We start from the raw sequence: 19317 nt of genomic DNA, 5'->3' as shown, positions 1-19317 counted from the left end.
AGTTATATCAAATATGATGTACTAATTATAGTTACATATTCTTAAATATTTGCTACTTGAAGTTCGCAAGAAGATATACAAGAGGTGAATTCCAGTAGATCGTTACCTCATTACATGAATAACTCTGTGCGTTGTCGACATAGCATCTCTCCTTTGGAATCTTTGCAAGAACAGCCTTCGCATATGGATCCTCAAGGTTTCCATCGGCACCGCCCACAAGCATTCCAGGCATTGCCTTGCCCAGTGCCTCTGAAGGTCTGTGGTGTGGATTCTCAGGAGTCTGTGAACCATATCCTGTCACATAACAGTAGCTGACTGCATTTCTTCCAAGTATATAGTTGAGCTGGTCTGCCGCATAGTCCACATATGAATCGTCGCCCAGAACCTTTGATGCCATGAGCAGAAGGATTCCGTTATCCGCAACGACCATGTTGCTTCCCCATACATAAGAGCCGCCTGTTGTTGAACCGAAGCCGCTGCCGGCATAGTTATCTACAAGCTTGTCAGCACCCTTCTTAAGTATCTCCTTCTCTGCTGCGCAGTCCTTTACATTTACACAGTAGTCATATATTCCATAATATCCGACATCCGCCCATCCAAGGCCGTACTTAACGCTTCCCTCGATGGCTGTCTTCACATAATCATTGTAGCTCTCATCACCTGTTGCGATATACAGCTCCGCTGCTGCCCACAGGTACTCATCGCTGTCATTGCTGTCAGGATACTCACCTGTAACTATGCTTCCAACGTTCTTAAAGCCTGCATCTCCCTGATGCTGCTCAAGATACTTCCATGCCTTCTGAGCTGCAGCAAGACATGAATCTGCAAATGCTGCATCGTACTTTCTGTATACAACTGAAGCCTTTGCCATAACAGCCGCAAAATCGCCTGTTGCTGTGTTGGATATAGGTGAGAGTATCATCTGTGCAGTCTCCTCAACAGCAGCCACCATCTCAGGGAACACCTCTCCGGTAACCTTGTGATAAACTCCGCCGCTGGTCTCATCCTGCATCTTGAGCATCCAGTCAAGCTCGTATCTGACCTCATCCAGAACGTCAGGAACACCGTTGCCGCTCTCAGGTATTCCGATAGCGTCGTCCTTTGCCGCATACTCTGAATCCTCATATGTAAGGAGCAGATCCTGTACCGCCTTTGCGCCCGGAACAACATATCTTCCGTAGTCTCCGGCATCATGCCATCCGCCGGTCACATCCTTTGCAACATCTGAGCCGTACACTATGGCAGTTCCCGTGTGACATGCAGCGTGTGCAAAATCACCGGCTATGGCTGAATCAAGCTCTGTTCCACATCTCTGGTCATAGAACATGAGCACTGACGCCTTGTATATATCGTCATACACGCCATCCCCAACAGGGAACTCGTATGATTCTGCTCCGGTGTCGAGAACTATCTTGTATGTACCCTGATCCTTGACATCAGAGAAATCTATAACCGCACATTTGTCGCCCACAGCAGGATCGTAATCCCAGCCAGATACGTCACCCTTGCTGACTACCTTGTCATCAGCGACGCTCTTTACCTCGTAGCTCTTGGCGTCTCTGTCAGTCACTGTGGCAAGCTTCTTCGCATCCTTGCCGTAACCCATCTGGTTGATGCCAACCAGCTTTGGATCAGGAATACCCTCAACGCTCTGTGCGCTTGAGGCGTCAACTACAGTGAGCTTGATATTGTCAAAGTATACCTTGTGAGGCACGCTGTCATCACCAACGCCCTCGAAATGTCCCAGATTCATACACATTCTAGGTGCCGGATCCGATGCCTCGCTCATGGTGAACTGGTTGGATATGTGCTGTGTCTCAGTGCCTATCGTTATGTCATCCATCACATAAGCGTGGTAATCACCGCCATTTATCTGAAGTCTGTACTGAATTCCTCTCTCAATGGTGCTGTGCACGTCAAATGACAGCTCATACACACAGTCCTGGTTGAGCTCAAATCCGTCATAGTATATCTGGTTCGCATAATCTAGGCTTCCTGTTCCGGTTATATCCAGACACAGTTCTCCGTTCTCTGCTCCGAGTACGGCCTGTCCGCCATTTGAATATGTATGGCACTCGTCCGTGTCATTGTCATCAAAGTTCAGGTCTATCAGGACATCCCCTGCCTTGACCTCTGTCTTCTCCTGTTCAGCCTCCTCCGAAGCAGCCTCCTCTGTCTTCTCCTCCGAGGTCGCAGCCTCGCTGGTCTCCGCCTGGCTTGTCGCCTCTGTCACATCGTCCTTGCCCTGACCTCCGCAGCCAGCCAGCATGGACATACCCATAGCCGCAGCCATCGCAATGGCCAGTACCTTCTTCATCTTTGCCATGTTAACCCTCCATAAACCTTATAATCTCCTGAAACGCCATATGTCCCCCAAAGATATCCAGTGCACTCCCTATGGTCACGTCTATCCTGTTCCTTCCGAGACTTCTGAGCTGTTCCAGATCGTCAAATGATGCCACACCTCCGGCATATGTCATCGGCAGCTTTCCCCATCTTCCAAGCATGTCCGCAACATGGGTCTCTATGCCTGACGCCTTGCCCTCCACATCCACCGCATGAACGAGATACTCGTCGCAGTATTCTGAGAGCCGGTCAAGCGTTGCCTCCTCCACCTTTACATTTGTAAATTTCTGCCATCTGTCAGTGACAATATAATACTCTCCGTCCCTCTTCCGGCAGGACAGATCCAGCACCAGATGTTCTCTGCCCACAGCCTTCTCAAGTGCCTTCAGGTTGTCGTAGTTGATCTCTCCATCCCTGAACACAAATGATGTGGCTATGACATGTGACGCACCCATATCTATGAACCGCTGTGCATTGTCAGCATTTATTCCCCCGCCTATCTGCAGTCCTCCCGGATATGCAGCCAGAGCGAGCTGTGCCTGTCTTACATCGGCGTCATAGTATTCGCTGGACGCAGGATTGAGAAGTATGATATGACCACCCTTAAGTCCATAGCTTTTGTACAGTTCAGCAAAGAAGTCTCCGTCCTTCTGTGATACAAAGTTTTCATCTGCTCTGTCACCCTCATCACAGAGACTGCCTCCAACTATCTGCTTTACCTGTCCATTGTGTATGTCTATGCATGGTCTGAATCTCATATCGTCTGTCTCCTGTCGCGTTTGTCACCTTTTGGTGTAAATTTTGCTCATATAACTGCTATTTTATCATACAAAATACAAATATGACACAATAAATGGATTAACCAGGCAAAACTTTATTTGATTACATGGGCCAAAGGCTTTACAATAGATACAATTATGTGCTTTATGGAAAGGATGGGGAACAACTTATGAATTACTCACTAAAAGCCGAACTGGACAACTGCTATTCCTATGCCGATTCGCTGGACAACGACGGCTACGGTGCGCGCCAGAAGACAGGACTCAAGACAAGAGAGATGCTTCAGTTTGACCTGCTTCAGTTTCTTGCATATCTGTCCAGCTCCGACCAGGCAGAACTTACCCTGGAGATAAAATTTGTCCGCGAATACCTGAACCAGCACTTTACAACAGACAAATTCCGCACATTCAAATATGAGAGAACAACCGGGGATTTTGCCGTGACACCACCTAGATCCCTTACATATTTTGTACAGGGCGATCTGGCCCGGGCAAAGGTAAATCCCAGATCAGTATACCGTTCCAGAGATTACGTCAGAATGTTCAAGCTCATGGGTCAGGAATTCATCGCCTGCAACAACATGACTGACGACAACGAGATAGCAAGGCTCACAGGCTACTGCCTCATGCTCGACAAATATCTCAAGTCCATGAACCTGTACGCCATAGATCCAAGCCCACTGCTCGACAAGTACAACGCACTCCCAAAGAGTGCTTCCCCAGTCTCACAGACTCCGGCTAAGTCGACAGCTTCCGAAAGGGCTGAACCCGTCAAGGATGTGGACACTCTTCTCGAGGAACTGAATTCCATGACCGGACTCGAGAGCGTGAAGAAGGACATCACCAACCTCGTAAACCTTCTGAAGATCAAGAAGCTCCGCGAGGAAAACGGCATGAAACAACCGTCCGTATCTCTCCACCTTGTATTCTCCGGCAATCCGGGAACAGGAAAGACCACGGTAGCAAGACTTCTTGCAAATGTCTATAAGGGTCTGGGCATACTGTCAAGAGGACAGCTTGTCGAGGTCGACAGAGGCGGACTTGTTGTGGGATATATTGGTCAGACAGCCGTCAAGACAACCGAGGTCATAGAATCAGCCCTCGGCGGGATCTTATTTATAGATGAGGCTTATACTCTCACCGCAGGCAAAGGTGAGAATGATTTCGGCCAGGAGGCAGTGGACACGCTGCTCAAAGCTATGGAGGATCACAGAGATGATCTCATAGTCATAGTTGCCGGCTACCCGGATCTCATGGAACGGTTCCTGAGCTCCAACCCGGGACTTCGTTCCAGATTCAACAAATTCATCACATTTGAGGATTACACCGGGGACGAGCTTATGTCCATCTTCGAGAGCATGTGTTCCAAGCAGGAATACAAGCTGGACGATGATGCCCGCGCATACGCCTCAGAATACTGGCACGACAAAGCCGCACATCACGACGATACATTTGCCAACGCCCGTGAAGTCCGTAACTTTATGGAATCCGCCATATCCAGGCAGGCCACCAGAATAGTTTCCATGGACAACATTGACGTAGCCACACTTGAGACCCTTACAAAGGAAGATCTGATGGCTTAGGCTTGTAATATTTTTTGGATAAAGAAAGAGAGGTATTTTATTTTGAACAGATCATTATCGACAGATAATCCTATCATGTATTTTCTAACCATAGTGTGCGATATAGTAATATTGCATTTTCTGTGGCTGCTGACTTCCTTGCCAATCCTCACGATAGGTGCATCGACCACAGCACTCTACTACACCACCATGAAATGCATCAGAAACGGTCAGGGCGGCGTGGTCAAGCTGTTCTTCAAGAGCTTCAGGGAGAATTTCAAACAGGCCACAGGGATAGGAGTTCTGGCTCTGCTTGCCGGTGTCCTGTGTGCATTTGACATGTGGTTCGCCGTGAGCAGGAACATCAAGAGTATGCTGGTCATATTCACCATCATGTCACTTATCTACCTGTTCACTGTACTGTATGTATTCCCACTTCAGGCGCAGTTTGAGAACACAGTCAAAGCGACCATCAAGAACGCATTCCTCATGTCCATCAAGAATCTTCCATGGACACTTCTCATGGTTGCGATAACGGCAGCGATCGCAGCGGGATGCTATTTCAGCTCCACCGTGCTCGGTCTTATGCTCATATGTGTCGCAGGACTTCACGCTTATCTGTGCTCACTGGTATTTGTACACATCTTCAACGAGTACATGCCGGAGGAGGAAGAGAAGAGCGACGAGGACTTCCATATAGTTGACGATACAGACGAGGACTAACACCCCTTGCCAACACATACAGATGAATAATATACATGGCGTGCGCCGGCTTTCTTCAGAAGGCCGGCGCACACGTCTATGGTGACACCGGTTGTATATATGTCATCCACAAGCAGGATATTTCTGTACTCCGGGTACACTCTGCCTATGTCCATGGATGTCTTTATGTTGTTTGCCCTCTCCAGGTTGTCCAATTTCTTCTGCGGTGTGGTGTACTTTCTTCTCACCAGCATATCCTCACAGAATGGAAGCCCCAGTTCATCAGCGACAACCTTCGCCAGTACAGCCGCCTGATTGTAGCCGCGCTGTCTCTGCTTTCTCCTGTGCAAAGGTACACAGGTGACCGCATCTATTCCATACCTTCTGACATACGGGCGCACCTTCTCCGCCATCTGAGCTCCGTAGAAATCACAATATTCTTTTTTGTTATGGTATTTTATCGCCAGAACACTGGCTTTGACGGGTTCCATGTAATTAAATACGGGGAAACCTCTTTCGAAATTTCTTGAATGTTTTTCACAGTCCAGACAGAGCTCCCGCTCTTCACTGTCGACCTCCTTGCCGCACACCATACATGACGGAGGCTTCACATAGGGAAGGCTGTTATGCCCTCTGCATATCAGCCCTTCTCCCATCGGAAGCACCTCGTCACATATCGCACACCGGCGGGGATACAGGAGATCCGTGAGCAGTCGTCCGAACCCGAACTTATCTGCGCATCGTTTCATCTTCTCTCCATCTCCCTGAGTCTCAGTGCAAATGAGGTGTATCTCTTCTGTTCATCCTCATTGTCTATCATCGTATTTACCAGTCCTATATTGCCCACTATGACCACGCTTCTTCTGGCTCTCGTCACCGCCGTATACAGCAGGTTTCTGTTCAAAAGCTTAGGTGGGCATCTGAGAAGCGGGATCACAACCACGGGATACTCACTTCCCTGCGACTTATGTATGGTTATCGCAAATGCATGCTCAAGCTCCTCAAGCTGGTTGTATGGATACTCAGTCTGTCTTCCATCGTCAAATTCCACCACGATCCTCTGCTCGTAGTCGTCAACAGCCTTTACAAATCCAATATCGCCGTTGAACACTCCGACTCCTTCCTCCTTGGCAAATCTGCCCGACGGATCCAGTATCTTCCACTCCTGCTTGTAATTGTTCTTGACCTGCATGACCTTATCGCCCTGTCTGAACACCACATCGCCCCGGTCATGCTCGGGTTTTCCATGTCCCTCCGGATTGAGGACATCCTGAAGCTGCTTGTTGAGGTTCTCAACACCCATATCATACTTACGCATAGGTGTCAGCACCTGTATATCCGATTTATCCACACCAAAATATGATGGAAGCTGCTTTGTCAGAAGCACCTTGAGCTCTGCCACGATCTCATTGTAGCCATTCCTTGGAACAAAGAAGAAATCCCTGCTCTTGTTCTTGATCTCCACATGCTCTCCATCCTTTATCCTGTGGGCATTGCCTATGATATCGCTGTCCTCGCCCTGTCTGTATATCCTGTCCAGCACCGACACGCTGAACACACCGGACGCTATGATATCCTTGAGCACATTTCCCGGGCCAACTGACGGAAGCTGATCCGAATCACCCACAAGCACAAGTCTTGTGCCCGGAGCCACAGCCTTGAGCAGACTGTAGAAAATGCTGCTGTCAACCATGGACATCTCATCTATTATGATAACATCGGCCTCAAGTGGATTGCTCTCATTCCGCATAAATGTATACGCAGAAGTCTCTTCTCCTTCCACTCCGCCCGTAAGCTCGAGCATTCTGTGTATGGTCTGTGCTCCGTATCCTGTGGCCTCTGTTATCCTCTTGGCTGCACGTCCTGTAGGCGCAGCGAGAACTATCTTCATCCTGAAGCTCTCGTATATCTTGATAAGTACATTTATGATCGTTGTCTTTCCGGTTCCAGGGCCTCCGGTTATGACCGCAACGCCGTGATCCACGGCATTTCTTATGGCAAGTCTCTGGGCATCAGCCAGCTTCATATTCTCTGACTTTTCTACCGTCTCAACAACCTTGTCTATCTTGAGCTTTGCCTTTGAGAAATCTATGTTGAGCTCACACAGAAGTCTTGCCGAATTGAGCTCCATATAATAATTAGGTGCTGCATACACGGCATTTGTCACGTTTGACTCTGACTCCGTATCCAGCAAATCCATGTCTATGTCAGCCACCGGATCATCAAGGCTCACATCTGGGAGCTCCCCTGAATCTGGATCGTCCTTCAACTCCTTTATGATTATCTTGCCGGCAACGCTGAGCTCAAGTATCTGATTGCATATAGACATCTCAAGCTCCGGATCATATGGCATGTACTCATTCATCAGCAATGAATATGTCTTGTCTACCAGCATCTTCTGGGGAATATACATATGGCCAAGTCCATTTGCACCGGATAGGGCATACATAATAGCGGCTCTTACCCTGAAATCCGAATCTCTTCCGATACCAAGTCTGTCCGCAATCTCGTCCGCTGTCCTGAATCCAACGCCCGTTATATCCTCTGCTATCTTATAGGGATTTGTCCTCACTATGTCGTACACTTCGTCACCGTATTCATTGTAGATCTTTACAGCGAGGTTCACCGGGATATTGAGACCGGTCAGGAACATGAGCGCATCCTGCATCTCTTTCTTCTCGTTGTATGACACGGCAATGTCTCTGGCCTTCCTCTCTGATATTCCACGTATCTCCGCAAGGCGCTCCGGCTCTTCCTCGATTATCCTGAGTGAGTCCATGCGAAACTTCTTCACTATACGTTTTGCCAGAGCCTCTCCGACACCCTTTATGATGCCCGAACCGAGGTACTTCTCAATACTGAGCACATCATCCGGCATCTTGATCTCACATGAGGTGAATTTGAACTGCAAATCATAAGTTGGATGCTCTACATAATCCCCCTCCGCCGATACATAGATTCCCTCTGCAACGCCGTGAAGATTCCCCACAAAAATATCTTCGCCGTCCTCGCCCTCAACGGCGAAGACGGCGTACCCATTGTCTTCATTCTTATATATAACTTTCTCTACGTAACCTTCTCTTACCAAGTTTTCTCTCCTCTGAAGACTGAGTCCTCAGCTCCTGTCTTAATTGTTCTTCTCGCTGAGAAGCTCGATGTACTTTCCTGTACCAATGGCCACCGCTCTGAGTGGATCCTCCGCTGTCATGGTGGTTATTCCTGTCTTCTCCTCAAGCAGCTCCTCAAGTCCGTGGAGCAGCGCACCACCACCAGTCAGAACTATACCACGATCTGCAATATCAGCAGCAAGCTCAGGAGGAGTTCTCTCCAGAACTGAATGAACAGCTTCACATATCTGGGACGCAGGCTCACGAAGTGCCTCCTCCGTCTCATCCGATGTGACCGTAACAGTCTTCGGAAGACCGGTTACAAGGTTTCTGCCTCGTATATCCAACGTTATATTCTCAGGTCTTCTGTAACATGTACCTATCTTGATCTTGATCTCCTCGGCGGTTCTCTCTCCTATGAGAAGGTTATGCTTCTTTCTCATGAATCTGACAACTGCCTCATCAAAATCATCTCCGGCCACCTTAATGGATGCACTGACAACAGGACCTCCGAGAGAGATGACTGCTATATCGGCAGTTCCACCACCTATATCAACTATCATGTTACCACATGGTCTGTATATATCTATTCCTGCGCCAATGGCTGCTGCCACAGGCTCCTCAATTATGGACACATCCCTGGCACCGGCCGCATAAGTTGCATCCTCAACTGCCTTCTTCTCAACCTCTGTAACCTGAGAAGGTACACATACGCTGATCCTAGGTCGTCTTCCAAAATAACTCCTTCCGACAGCCTTCTGTATGAAATACTTGAGCATCTTCTCTGTTATCGTATAATCAGAGATTACGCCCTGCCTGAGAGGTCTGATGGCCACTATATTACCCGGAGTTCTTCCAAGCATAAGTCTCGCCTCTTCACCAATAGCCACTATCTTATTAGTATCCCTGTCGTATGCAACTACTGAAGGCTCCTTGAGTACGACTCCTTTGCCTTTCACATACACCAGTATACTGGCTGTACCTAAATCTATACCAATATCTGCGCTTGCCATCACAAGTCTCCCTTCTATTCGTTCACGTCCCTTAATATTACAAGAGATGCATTGCTGCCGTCAAGCCATTTCATGCTAACTTCAGTCAAATCCATGATCTTGTCGAGACTTCTTATATAGCTTCTCCAGTTGACCTCCTTGCTGTCCGTAGCCAGATGCTGATCCGGACCTCCCATGAGCTTGTACTTATCTCTGAGATTCTCTATAAGGAGCTTACTGTCCTTGTCTGTAAAATCATATCCAAGCATATCGTTCAGAGTCCTGTTCGAGAACAGCACTCTTCCAGTATCAACTTCTCTAATAAATATACCCTCATCAATATAGTTATATGTATCGAGGAGAACACTGTTTATGCGTTTAACACTGTCATCGCTCTCTATCTTCTCAAGGGCACTTCTGAGTACATCACCTGTCTGCTTTACAAATTCAATCTCCTCTGTGGTCCACAATTTGTTGATAGAGGTATTCGCCAGCACAAATACCGCTCCATAATTGCCATTGACATACACAGGAACTGCGGTAAAGCTCTTAACAGGCCCCCCTGACATGATCTTCTTAGCTGCTTCATCCATATGCTTTGCATCTATCACAAGGTATCCCTTGTCCACCAGCTTGCCCGAGCCCTGACCATTCTGCCATGATCTGAACTTCATGTTGGCGCGCTGCCACTCTGTCACATACTCCTCCGCAGACATGCTCTGATTCTTGGACCAGATATACTGGCAATCCAGATCTCCCTGCTTGTCCTTCACATACAGGGCTGCCACGTCAGCATTTAAGACCTCGCCCACCTGTGCTATCACGTCATTGATAACCTGCTGGGAGCTCTTATCTGAAGTGTTCAGGGCATCAAGCAGAATCTTCTGCCACTGCAGCTTGTTCTCCATTATGACCTCCTCTGATTTGGCACGGATCGCCTCCTTTGCCAGGATCTGAGAGCTGAATGCGTATTCGGAGAAAATGCGTCCAAGCTGCCACTGCACCTTGTATACACTCTCCATTTTCTTCGCATCCTCGTCATCATATGAGCAGCATATCCATGTTGCCACATGCTTGCCATCTATCATGATCGGTGCACCACAGATCATACTTCCCGTGATGTCATCGTCCATCTCCATCATAACCGGAACATTGTTCCTGAGAACTACCTCATTTAACTTCATATATATCTGCTTATACTGAGGCTTCTCAAACATATCATAGAAATAACCCATATGCTTCTGAGGGCCGGCCGGCTCAACCATCTTCTTGCCCACAGGATCTATGATAGTTGTATAAAGTCCTGTGAGTGCAGAGAACGCCTTCGTTATCAGAGTCCACTTCTCGGTATCTATCTGATTCCTTTCCTCATCCGACTGGGTATTTGTCTTCATAATGTATGAGAGCTTGTCATCGAACTCCTTCTTAGCGCGCTCAACACTGTTCTCAAGAGCCTTCTTGTCCGTAATATCAGATATAAAATACTCAACCGTGTATGTGTTATCAGCCGCCTGTGTCACAGAGCTCTGGGACTTCACCCAGATAACCTCGCCTCTGTCGTTGACTATCCTGAACTCTTCCTCGTAGTCCTTGTCCTCGCGCTTCGTGGCGTTTCTGACATTCGCCATAACCCTGCTTCTGTCCTTCGGATGGATATAATCCTCTATGAGTCTGTCACCAAGCTTGATGGCATCCACATTTATTCCCATCTGCTTGGCGTTCGGGGTTATATACTTGAAGATCGGTCTGCCATTCTCGTACTGCTGTACCATGACAAAGCTCTTGATCTTAGACATGGCAGATAATATATACGCCGCCTGATCCTCATTGTATCCGGTCTCCTTGTCCTTTATGAACAGGAGCTCTATTCCATCCATGTCGCCATCTGTGGTTCTCACGATGTGACACTTAAGTCTCATCTTATTTATATCTCTGTGAGCTGATACGATCCTAGTCTCCATCTCAAAATCATCCACTCCGGTATTCTGAACCTTGTAGAGCTGTCCGATCAGAAGGTCATAATCACTCTTAGGGAGCAGGTCGCTGAGTCCCACCAGCCCACTGTAGAAATTGCCATCTGTATATCCATACTCAGATATGTTCTTAGATACGTATCTCGTTCTCCATACACCCTCCGGCTTATACAGATACAGAGCTATAACGCCTATATGGTTTATGATCCTCTCAAGACTCACGCTTCCTATCGTAACGTCTGATCGAAGCTCAAACAATACCATATACGCCTTCTTGTCACCATATTCAAACTGGTTGACAAATCCACTGACTACATATCTGTCCTTGTCGTTAACTATAAGTCCAAGTCTGTGCCATATGATAGCCTTCTTGTCGTCAAGTGTCGGCCAGAACTCATCGCTGACCATAAACTTATCCGGCTCCATGGCAATGGATTCAACATCCGAACCCACGATCTTAACTGCGGCATTGTTTATGCTGAGGACTTCACCATCCTCGCAGAACACAACCGCAGGATATTCAACTATTCCCAGAAAATCTGAATAACCACTAAGTCTGTTTATCTCCATAAATATCTCTCCATATATCCACTGCACAAGTGCAGTTTTATCCCATTATTATACACCCCGTATATTATTTACCCCTTAATGCACATAAAACTTTCCTATGTCCCATCACATAGAAAAGTTTCATGTTACCATATATCATATATTACTACTGTGCATCCTCAGCATCACTAACCATAGCAGTTGCCTCGCTCTTCAGTCCGGTAAATGCCTTGTCGGCAACATCCTTTGTTGAAGCACATGCAGAAATAACATTGTCCAGTGATGACAGAAGATCTGACATATATCTGCTTACGCTCTCGCACTCCTTCTTCACATTGTTGCGAAGTCTGGTTGCATCATCTGTGGCTGCATTTCTTGTATTGGCAGCATCCTTCTGAGCTTCCTCTCTCATAACCTTGCACTCGTAATCTGTCTTTGCCGACAGAGCCTCTGCATCTGCGTGAGATTTATTTCTTGTCTTCTCTGCCTCTGAGTATGCCTCATCCTTCATGCTGTTGCACTTTGCCTCGGTCTGATCATACATCTGCTGGCACTGTATCTCTGTATCTGTCTGGAGCTTTGTGCATCTCTCCTTGACATCTGTCTCGTATGCCTCGAGCTCTGCAGTTATAGTATTCTTCTTGTCTGTGCACTCCTTCTCAGTCTGTGCGATCAGTGCGTCTGCGCTCTCACGGGCCTCAAGAAGTGTTCTTGATATTGACTCGTATCTTCCTGCATTCTCAAGCTCTCTCTGCTTGTATGCATTGATCTGCTCCTTGAGTGACTCTATCTCGCTCTCCTGCTCTGAATTGGTCTTCTTGAGAGTCTCTATGGTCTTGGAAGACTCTGTCATATTGACCTCTCTCATGGTCTTGAGACTCAGAACAGCCTCGCTGAGCTTGTTGACGTTCGCCTTAAGCTCCTCTACTTCTTTATTGTGCTTTTCCTTAAGTTCATCAATATAGTAATCAACGGATGCCTTATCATATCCACCAAACTTCACTGTCTTCAGTGATTCTACTCTATCGTCAGTTACAACATCTTCTACCTGTTTTGCCATGACCTTACCTCCGAAAAACTAATCCTATTGTAGATACTCCGTAATTATAGCACACATAATTCTGTAAGCAAAGTATTTTTACCTTTTATGATTACAAACCACTTTTTTTATGCTATATTGTAACTGCTCATTGAATTTAAATTTTACGGAGGATCATATAGATGAAACACCATTCAAAACTTGTCATATTAGGTCTCGCGGCAACCCTCGTGATGACATCACTCACAGGCTGTCTTCACCGCAAGAAGACCACCTATCAGACATACATGCAGAACATTCTCGACGTCAACTACAAAGGAAGCTTTGACGGATACGTGAAGGACAACGACGGCTCCGAGGAGGACGCCTCAGCCATGTACAGCGACAGCATAGATTATCTGGCCGGCCAGCTCATCAATCATTACTCACTGAACAACGCAGAGACAGACGAGGTGGATGCTATATTTGACGAGACCGCAAAGGTCATCTACTCCAAGGCCAAATACGAGGTGTCAAGAGCCTATAAGAGCGGAAGCGACTACTATGTGGACGTGACCGTATATCCTATGGACATTCTCAATCAGGCATTTGACGATGTGTTCGCATATATCGATGACTATAACAAGAAGATCAGCGCCGGCGATTTCAACAACACCACAAAGGAAGATTACGAGAAAGAATTTGCCCAGGGCGTGTCGGATATCCTTCAGAATAAAGCCGCAGACATGGATTACCGCAGTCCTGTTGTGGTCTCTGTGAAGATAACCGATGACGGCGACTATTACTGTGCTGACCCGGCGGGGCTGTCCCAGGTTGATGCATCCATGCTTGCAATAGAGGGTTCCCAGCAGAGCTCAGGCTCTGACAGCTCTGACAGCTCAAGCGAGGACAGTTCAGACGAAGGCGATATCTCCTCGGGTGGCGAGACCGCCGAGTAACTATATACATTAAGAATGTGTCTTAAGAATATACATTAAGAAAAGCTCAGCCTGTGTGATTTCTACTGAATCCATCACACAGGCTGAGCTTTATATATATGTTATCTCCGGCTACTTTCTCACCCTGACTGACTTTGTCTTGCTCCATGCTGAGTAGCATCTTGTGCCAAACTTGTTCGAAAAGCTTCTAACCCTTACATAATATGTTTTTCCGCCTTTAATCCGCTGCTTTGCTCCAAGACTCGCAGTCGTCTTGCTTCCACCGCTTAACACCGTGAATGCATATGTACCCTTTTTAAAGTTTGATGTTGTTGAATACTGGATCTGATAGCCATCTGCGCAGCTTATCTTTCCCCACTTTAATCTTACAGACTTAGCCGATGGGCTCTTTATCTGGCTTATACCTGGTATCTTCGGGCTGACAGTAACAGGTATTATCTTCTTCACCTTCACATGATTCGAATCTCCAGCATATACGGTGATGTTTGCCTTGCCTATATACCGGGCTGCGATCGTTATTGTTCCAGCAGAGTCTACCTTTACAGCTTTTTTATCCGAGCTGTAGCTGAGCTTTCCGGCACGTGCGCTCACGCTCTGTGAAATAGATATTCTCTTCGAGCTGGTTGACATCTCTATTCTGTAGCTGCGCTTTTTCAGCGTTATGCTGTTCGGCGCCTTTTTGATCGTAAAATTGATCGTCTTCTGTCCCTGATATGTGCCAGCGCCTATAATTACAGCCTCTGCTGTTCCGGCTGCTTTGTTCTTATTGTATGAAACCGTATAATCTGTATCCTTCTCCAGCGTTTTGTCGCCAAGCTTTACTGTTACAGCCGGCTTCTTCGAATTACCATCATATGTATATTCTGTCTTGTTAAGTGTAACCTTTGCTGACGATATGCTCTTACGCGTGAGCTTTGAGCCATACGCATAGCTAGTCTCACCCTTTTCTCCACAGTATACACATGCATAGTAATACTCTGCCGGAGAATCATAATCTGCTGCCTTCTTCAGATATCGTGCAGTTGTTTTCTTTGCTGTGTAGCTGTGATCGACTGGGTCTGTTGCTGTACCGGTTTCAAAAATCTCACCACACATGCTGCAGACAACATCTCCTGTATATCCGCCGCCCATACAAGTAGCTTTCTTCTCTCCTACAAGCGTTCTATCATGGTCTGTCTTTGGAAGAATCTCAGTAGTCCTGCTGAGTTCTGCCTTGCACATGGTGCAGTATATAACCTTGTCTCGGCTGCCTTCAGCCTGACATGTAGCCAGATTTACATTCTCATACACAGCCTTTCCCTGGGTATGTCCGAGTGGCTCTGTCTTCTCATCCTTTGTCTTTTGGCATCGCTCACATGTGTATCTGATCAGACCTTCTGCTGCACACAAAGCTTTTTTCTTAACCACGCCTGAATCCCATCTATGTCCCAATGCACCAATGGCTATCTTCTTGGTACTCTGATAACTCTTGCCATTCAGCGTGCATTTTGCTGTACACACCTTTGCACCATCGTTCTCGCAGGATGCCTGCGTTATCTTGCTTGTTACAGTCATCGGTTCACTGATCACATGACTCGAATCTCTGGTACAGGTGAGAACCAGCTTGCAAGTGTTGCCATTTGCTGACCACTCATACTTTGGGGCGTAATCATGCCCCAGGCTATCCCCGTGTATAAATGTCTTTTTGCGATTCACTCTTCCACAGTTATCACAGGAATAATAATATTTCGCAGCAGTTGTACAGGTCGCAGCCTGTGCAAGAGTTTCATCATTTACTATTTCCGCAGTGTATGAATGTCCGCCTATCTCTGTTATATCAAGTTCATACTCAGCCTTCACCCACGGATTATATTTACTGGCAACCGTAATCGTTACAACGCCGTTGCCGATTGCCGAAAGTGATGCCGCAGTCCTAGACACTTCATTCACCTTTACAACAGTCTCATCCGACGATGTAACCGCATACTCATGTATGTCCGCTCTCGTTGGCCAATCCATTATATTTATACTCAGTTCCGCTCCAATTTCATACTCACTTGGTGAAGTAGTCCTGTTATCGCTGTCCTTCTCCTGCCAATACACATATCTGATACTGGTAGGAAGTGACACGATCTTCTCATATCCGCACTTTGAACACGTCTCTACTGTCTGGCTTTCACCCTCATCTGCCTCTGATATGACATACTCATGTCCCCCCTGATCTGCCACATTGAACGTGTATTCCTGACAAATTGAGCTGTCATATTTATGAACTATTCTTATGGTTACATCACCTGTTCCGACCGCCGTAAGCTTAGCATCATATCTTCTATAAGAAGATTCCGGATCACTCACTTTTACAATACCTTCATCCGATGATGTAACTATAAACTCAGAGTTGTCGACCTTCGTTGGTGCATAATCTACTTCCAGATTGATCTCATCACCTACTTCCACATCAGCAGGCTTGTAATATCCATTACTATCACTCCACCATACAGTACGTGTTATCGCCGTCGGGATTGTCACCGTTTTTGTCGTCCCGCACTTTGAACAAATTTTTTCTGTCTCTCCAGATCCCGGTTCTGCCTGACTTATTACATAGTCATGACCACCCACATCTGTTACCGACACAGTGATTACCCTCTTCATATCCGGATTCACGACCGGATATACAGTCACCGTTGTCTCTCCTATCTTGTTCATATGGAATGTTCCAGCATAGTTAGACGAAGGGGTATACGAAATAATAGACGGGTCTGCTATATCAAACACGAATTTGTCATCGGATTTGCTATCTGATGCCGTTGAGAAAGATATGTATGTCTCTATATCCTTTCCTACTTCGAACTCCTGATCATATGTGGCTGATGAAGCAGTTTCCGATAATCTCCAGTACACGTACATCGTCTTTGGTCCTGTTACTTTACATCTCGTACATACGCCATCTGTAAAGCTATGCCCAAGAGCCGGAACCTCATCCTCTATCTTTTTGTAGCCACATTTAGCGCATGTGTATACTGTTCCACCTGTCTCTGTACATGTGGCCTCTTTTTTCACACCTTCACCATACACATGCTCCGTGCATGCATCATACCGCTGTCCAAGCAGCTTATCCAGCTTGGCCTGCGCTGCATCCACCTTTTTCTGCCACTTCTCCGGATCTACAGTCTCATAATATTCATCAAACAGCTTCTCAAATTCAGCTATTGTGTACACCTCATATTTGCTAGTATAGTTTGAAAGCTTGCTTGCATTGAAGCATGAAGTATTGCCATACCTGCCATAGAGTGTGAATCCGACTCCCATCACCTGATCTGCTGCCCAGAACATATTGGTATAATGTCCAACCGTGACTCCCTCCGAATCCGCCTTTTGTTCAACAGCTGTAAGCTGACTCTGCGAAGTTATGGATGAATATCCCAGCTCATCCCTTATCTTGTTAAAAGATGCCTTCTCACTGTTCCATCCTGCCGCCGGATCAGTATATCCAAACGCCAGATTCTCACATGACACCTGAAGAAGTGAATGATTTGTGAGTCCTGCACCTCTGTCCGCGCCTGACTGTGCCACCGCCATGAAATAGAAATTAGTCTTAGCCGCATTCCTCTTCATTGCCCCGACATAGTTTTCGTCTGTGTCCCTTAACGAATTAATTTTATTCAATACCGCAAATGTCGCCTTTGTGTTTTCAAGCGATATGGCGTCTTTCTTATCTCCGGTAACAACAACCTTGTTATTTCTCGATTCCGGAAGACCTGTATTATTTCCTCCCGCCCACTTGGAGAAATCTTCCTCACATGCCTCCTGCAGGACAGTCTTGGCCCGATTCAGATCATATTTCTGTTTTGTTGTCAGGTTGCTTTTCGCAAGCATCCAGTCTACAAAACCTATAGAGCCCTGATCATATACGGTCATCACTTCACTCTGATCTTTCTTCACCTGTTCCAACCCACTCTGAGCCTCTTCTATCTGCTGGTCAAGGGTACTGGCCTTAACAGTCTGAATACCTGTCGTCTGAATACCTGCCGTCAGCATCAGCACTGCACACATTACCACTGTTGCTGCTTTTTTACACAGTGTCCTTCCCGATAAGCTTCCTTTTCTTTTCATAATCTTTGATACTCCCCCTTTTTTCACATTCTATTTATATTACCCCTTTACCCACATGTACTCCGGCGCGCCTATGCAGGGGATTTATTATAAAATAAGGAGACTCATTATAATAATAAACAAGTCTCCTTATCCAGTATAATATACTATTTTATTTCTCCTTGAAGGTGAACTCCTCGTTCGCAAGCTTGAATCTGATACCATCTATGAGCATCATATCCGTTCCGCTGCTTATGATCTTGCCACCAAGGTAAGTGTGGTTGGTCGACTTGTTATCTCTCAGATAGTACACGCCGTTGACATTGATAATGTAAGCATGGCGGCGGCTGACTGAATTGTTGTCAGTTACCTGATAGTCAACTCCCTGTGTAGACTTACCGATACAGAATATCGGCTTGTCAATCCTTATCCTCTCACCTGTTCTGGTTCTTATGATGACAGGGCCGCTCTTGCCACGGTTGTTGGCTGTGAGAACTGTTGTCGAACCGTCATCGTTGTCATCAAATCCAATATCATTTGATGAGAAATCCTTAACTTCCTTTGCAAGCTTGAATGAAGAAGTTGTAACATGAGGAGTCTCAGGAACCTCTACCTTAGCCACATTGACCGGGCTGACTCCCGCTGACTTCATAAGCTCCTGCTCATCCTCAGGATGTGCTATATTGTCATTCTTCAGGTCTGTTATAAACTTATAAAATTCTGACAGATAAAATGTAGGATTGTGATCAAAGTATTTGATAAGCTCATATCCGGCATCGGATGCCTTCTTATTCGCAAACTTCATATTGCCCATAAGATCCCTTATAAACTTCTCCATATTACATCTGTCCATAGGCTTATCTATAGGCAGGAATATGAGCTGAACAGCCATATTCTGGAAGTCTATATACATATATCCCTTATTCAGTATAACCTTTCCAATGGACAGATCATTCGCCTTGAGATACATGAGCTGATCTGCAATACTGAATATCAGATCAACCAGCTCATCCTTGTGTATCTTCTTCTCAAGGAACTGATTCATGGTAGTCATGGCTGGAATAGAATATGTCAGAGCTCTCTGACCATCTATATATTCCTCATGGCAGAACGCATTATTGCCCACAAACTGAGCATTGTACAGCTCTACCTCATTGTGAAGAACCTCTACATCGTCTTCAATCTTAAAGTACAATTTGTACTCATCACACAAATACATCTTATCACTCATATAAAACCCTCCGATATTTATCGCACGA

General features: G+C 46.4%; 12 protein-coding genes. 3 read left to right on the top strand and 9 right to left on the bottom strand.

Annotated features, from left to right (window positions below; genetic code table 11):
* Positions 1 to 52 precede the first annotated feature (52 nt).
* Positions 53 to 2326, bottom strand: a complete 2274-nt coding sequence (locus tag OCV54_RS02180) for a glycoside hydrolase family 9 protein (RefSeq protein ID WP_015534298.1) — start codon at positions 2324 to 2326, stop codon at positions 53 to 55.
* A 1-nt stretch (position 2327) separates the two neighbouring features.
* Positions 2328 to 3104, bottom strand: a complete 777-nt coding sequence (hisA, locus tag OCV54_RS02175; protein WP_055146208.1) for a phosphoribosylformimino-5-aminoimidazole carboxamide ribotide isomerase — start codon at positions 3102 to 3104, stop codon at positions 2328 to 2330.
* 191 nt (positions 3105 to 3295) lie between these two features.
* On the opposite strand from hisA, the gene OCV54_RS02170 reads away from it, so the two are divergent.
* The gene (locus OCV54_RS02170; RefSeq protein WP_055222448.1) at positions 3296 to 4708 is read left to right on the top strand and encodes an AAA family ATPase; all 1413 of its coding nucleotides are present in this window, start codon (positions 3296 to 3298) and stop codon (positions 4706 to 4708) included.
* A 42-nt stretch (positions 4709 to 4750) separates the two neighbouring features.
* Entirely contained in the window at positions 4751 to 5410 is a 660-nt protein-coding gene (locus OCV54_RS02165) for a YesL family protein (RefSeq protein ID WP_055222447.1), read from the top strand.
* Here the strand turns inward: OCV54_RS02165 and OCV54_RS02160 are convergent.
* The 5 genes from OCV54_RS02160 to OCV54_RS02140 all read right to left on the bottom strand — a co-directional run bounded on the left by OCV54_RS02160 (position 5407) and on the right by OCV54_RS02140 (position 13070).
* A complete protein-coding gene (locus OCV54_RS02160; RefSeq protein ID WP_055222446.1) occupies positions 5407 to 6138 on the bottom strand; it encodes a ComFC family protein in 732 nt (243 codons plus the stop codon). The two genes, OCV54_RS02165 and OCV54_RS02160, sit on opposite strands and share 4 nt — an antisense overlap.
* Entirely contained in the window at positions 6135 to 8477 is a 2343-nt protein-coding gene (gene recD2 / locus OCV54_RS02155) for an SF1B family DNA helicase RecD2 (RefSeq protein ID WP_055146199.1), read from the bottom strand. The genes OCV54_RS02160 and recD2 overlap by 4 nt, the downstream gene beginning before the upstream one ends.
* Positions 8478 to 8516: 39 nt before the next feature.
* Entirely contained in the window at positions 8517 to 9509 is a 993-nt protein-coding gene (gene mreB, locus OCV54_RS02150; RefSeq protein ID WP_015534302.1) for a rod shape-determining protein, read from the bottom strand.
* Positions 9510 to 9523: 14 nt separating this feature from the next.
* On the bottom strand, positions 9524 to 12031 hold the full coding sequence (locus OCV54_RS02145; protein WP_055222445.1) for a PAS domain-containing protein: 2508 nt from the start codon (positions 12029 to 12031) through the stop codon (positions 9524 to 9526).
* A gap of 145 nt (positions 12032 to 12176) precedes the next feature.
* On the bottom strand, positions 12177 to 13070 hold the full coding sequence (locus OCV54_RS02140) for a coiled-coil domain-containing protein (protein ID WP_015534304.1): 894 nt from the start codon (positions 13068 to 13070) through the stop codon (positions 12177 to 12179).
* 161 nt (positions 13071 to 13231) lie between these two features.
* Between OCV54_RS02140 and OCV54_RS02135 the strand changes: the two genes are divergently transcribed.
* Entirely contained in the window at positions 13232 to 13987 is a 756-nt protein-coding gene (locus OCV54_RS02135; RefSeq protein WP_015534305.1) for a hypothetical protein, read from the top strand.
* A 111-nt stretch (positions 13988 to 14098) separates the two neighbouring features.
* Here the strand turns inward: OCV54_RS02135 and OCV54_RS02130 are convergent, their stop codons facing one another.
* Positions 14099 to 18079: a hypothetical protein gene (locus OCV54_RS02130; RefSeq protein ID WP_055222444.1), complete on the bottom strand. Its 3981-nt coding sequence runs from the start codon at positions 18077 to 18079 to the stop codon at positions 14099 to 14101.
* Between the two features lie 151 nt (positions 18080 to 18230).
* Positions 18231 to 19289, bottom strand: a complete 1059-nt coding sequence (locus OCV54_RS02125) for a DUF6382 and FHA domain-containing protein (protein WP_015534306.1) — start codon at positions 19287 to 19289, stop codon at positions 18231 to 18233.
* Between the last annotated feature and the right edge of the window lie 28 nt (positions 19290 to 19317).

It is taken from the genome of Coprococcus aceti (genome assembly GCF_025567285.1).
Classification (GTDB): domain Bacteria; phylum Bacillota; class Clostridia; order Lachnospirales; family Lachnospiraceae; genus Coprococcus; species Coprococcus aceti.
The sequence above is the reverse complement of the archived record's forward strand: the minus strand, read 5'-3'. Positions and strand labels throughout refer to the sequence as shown.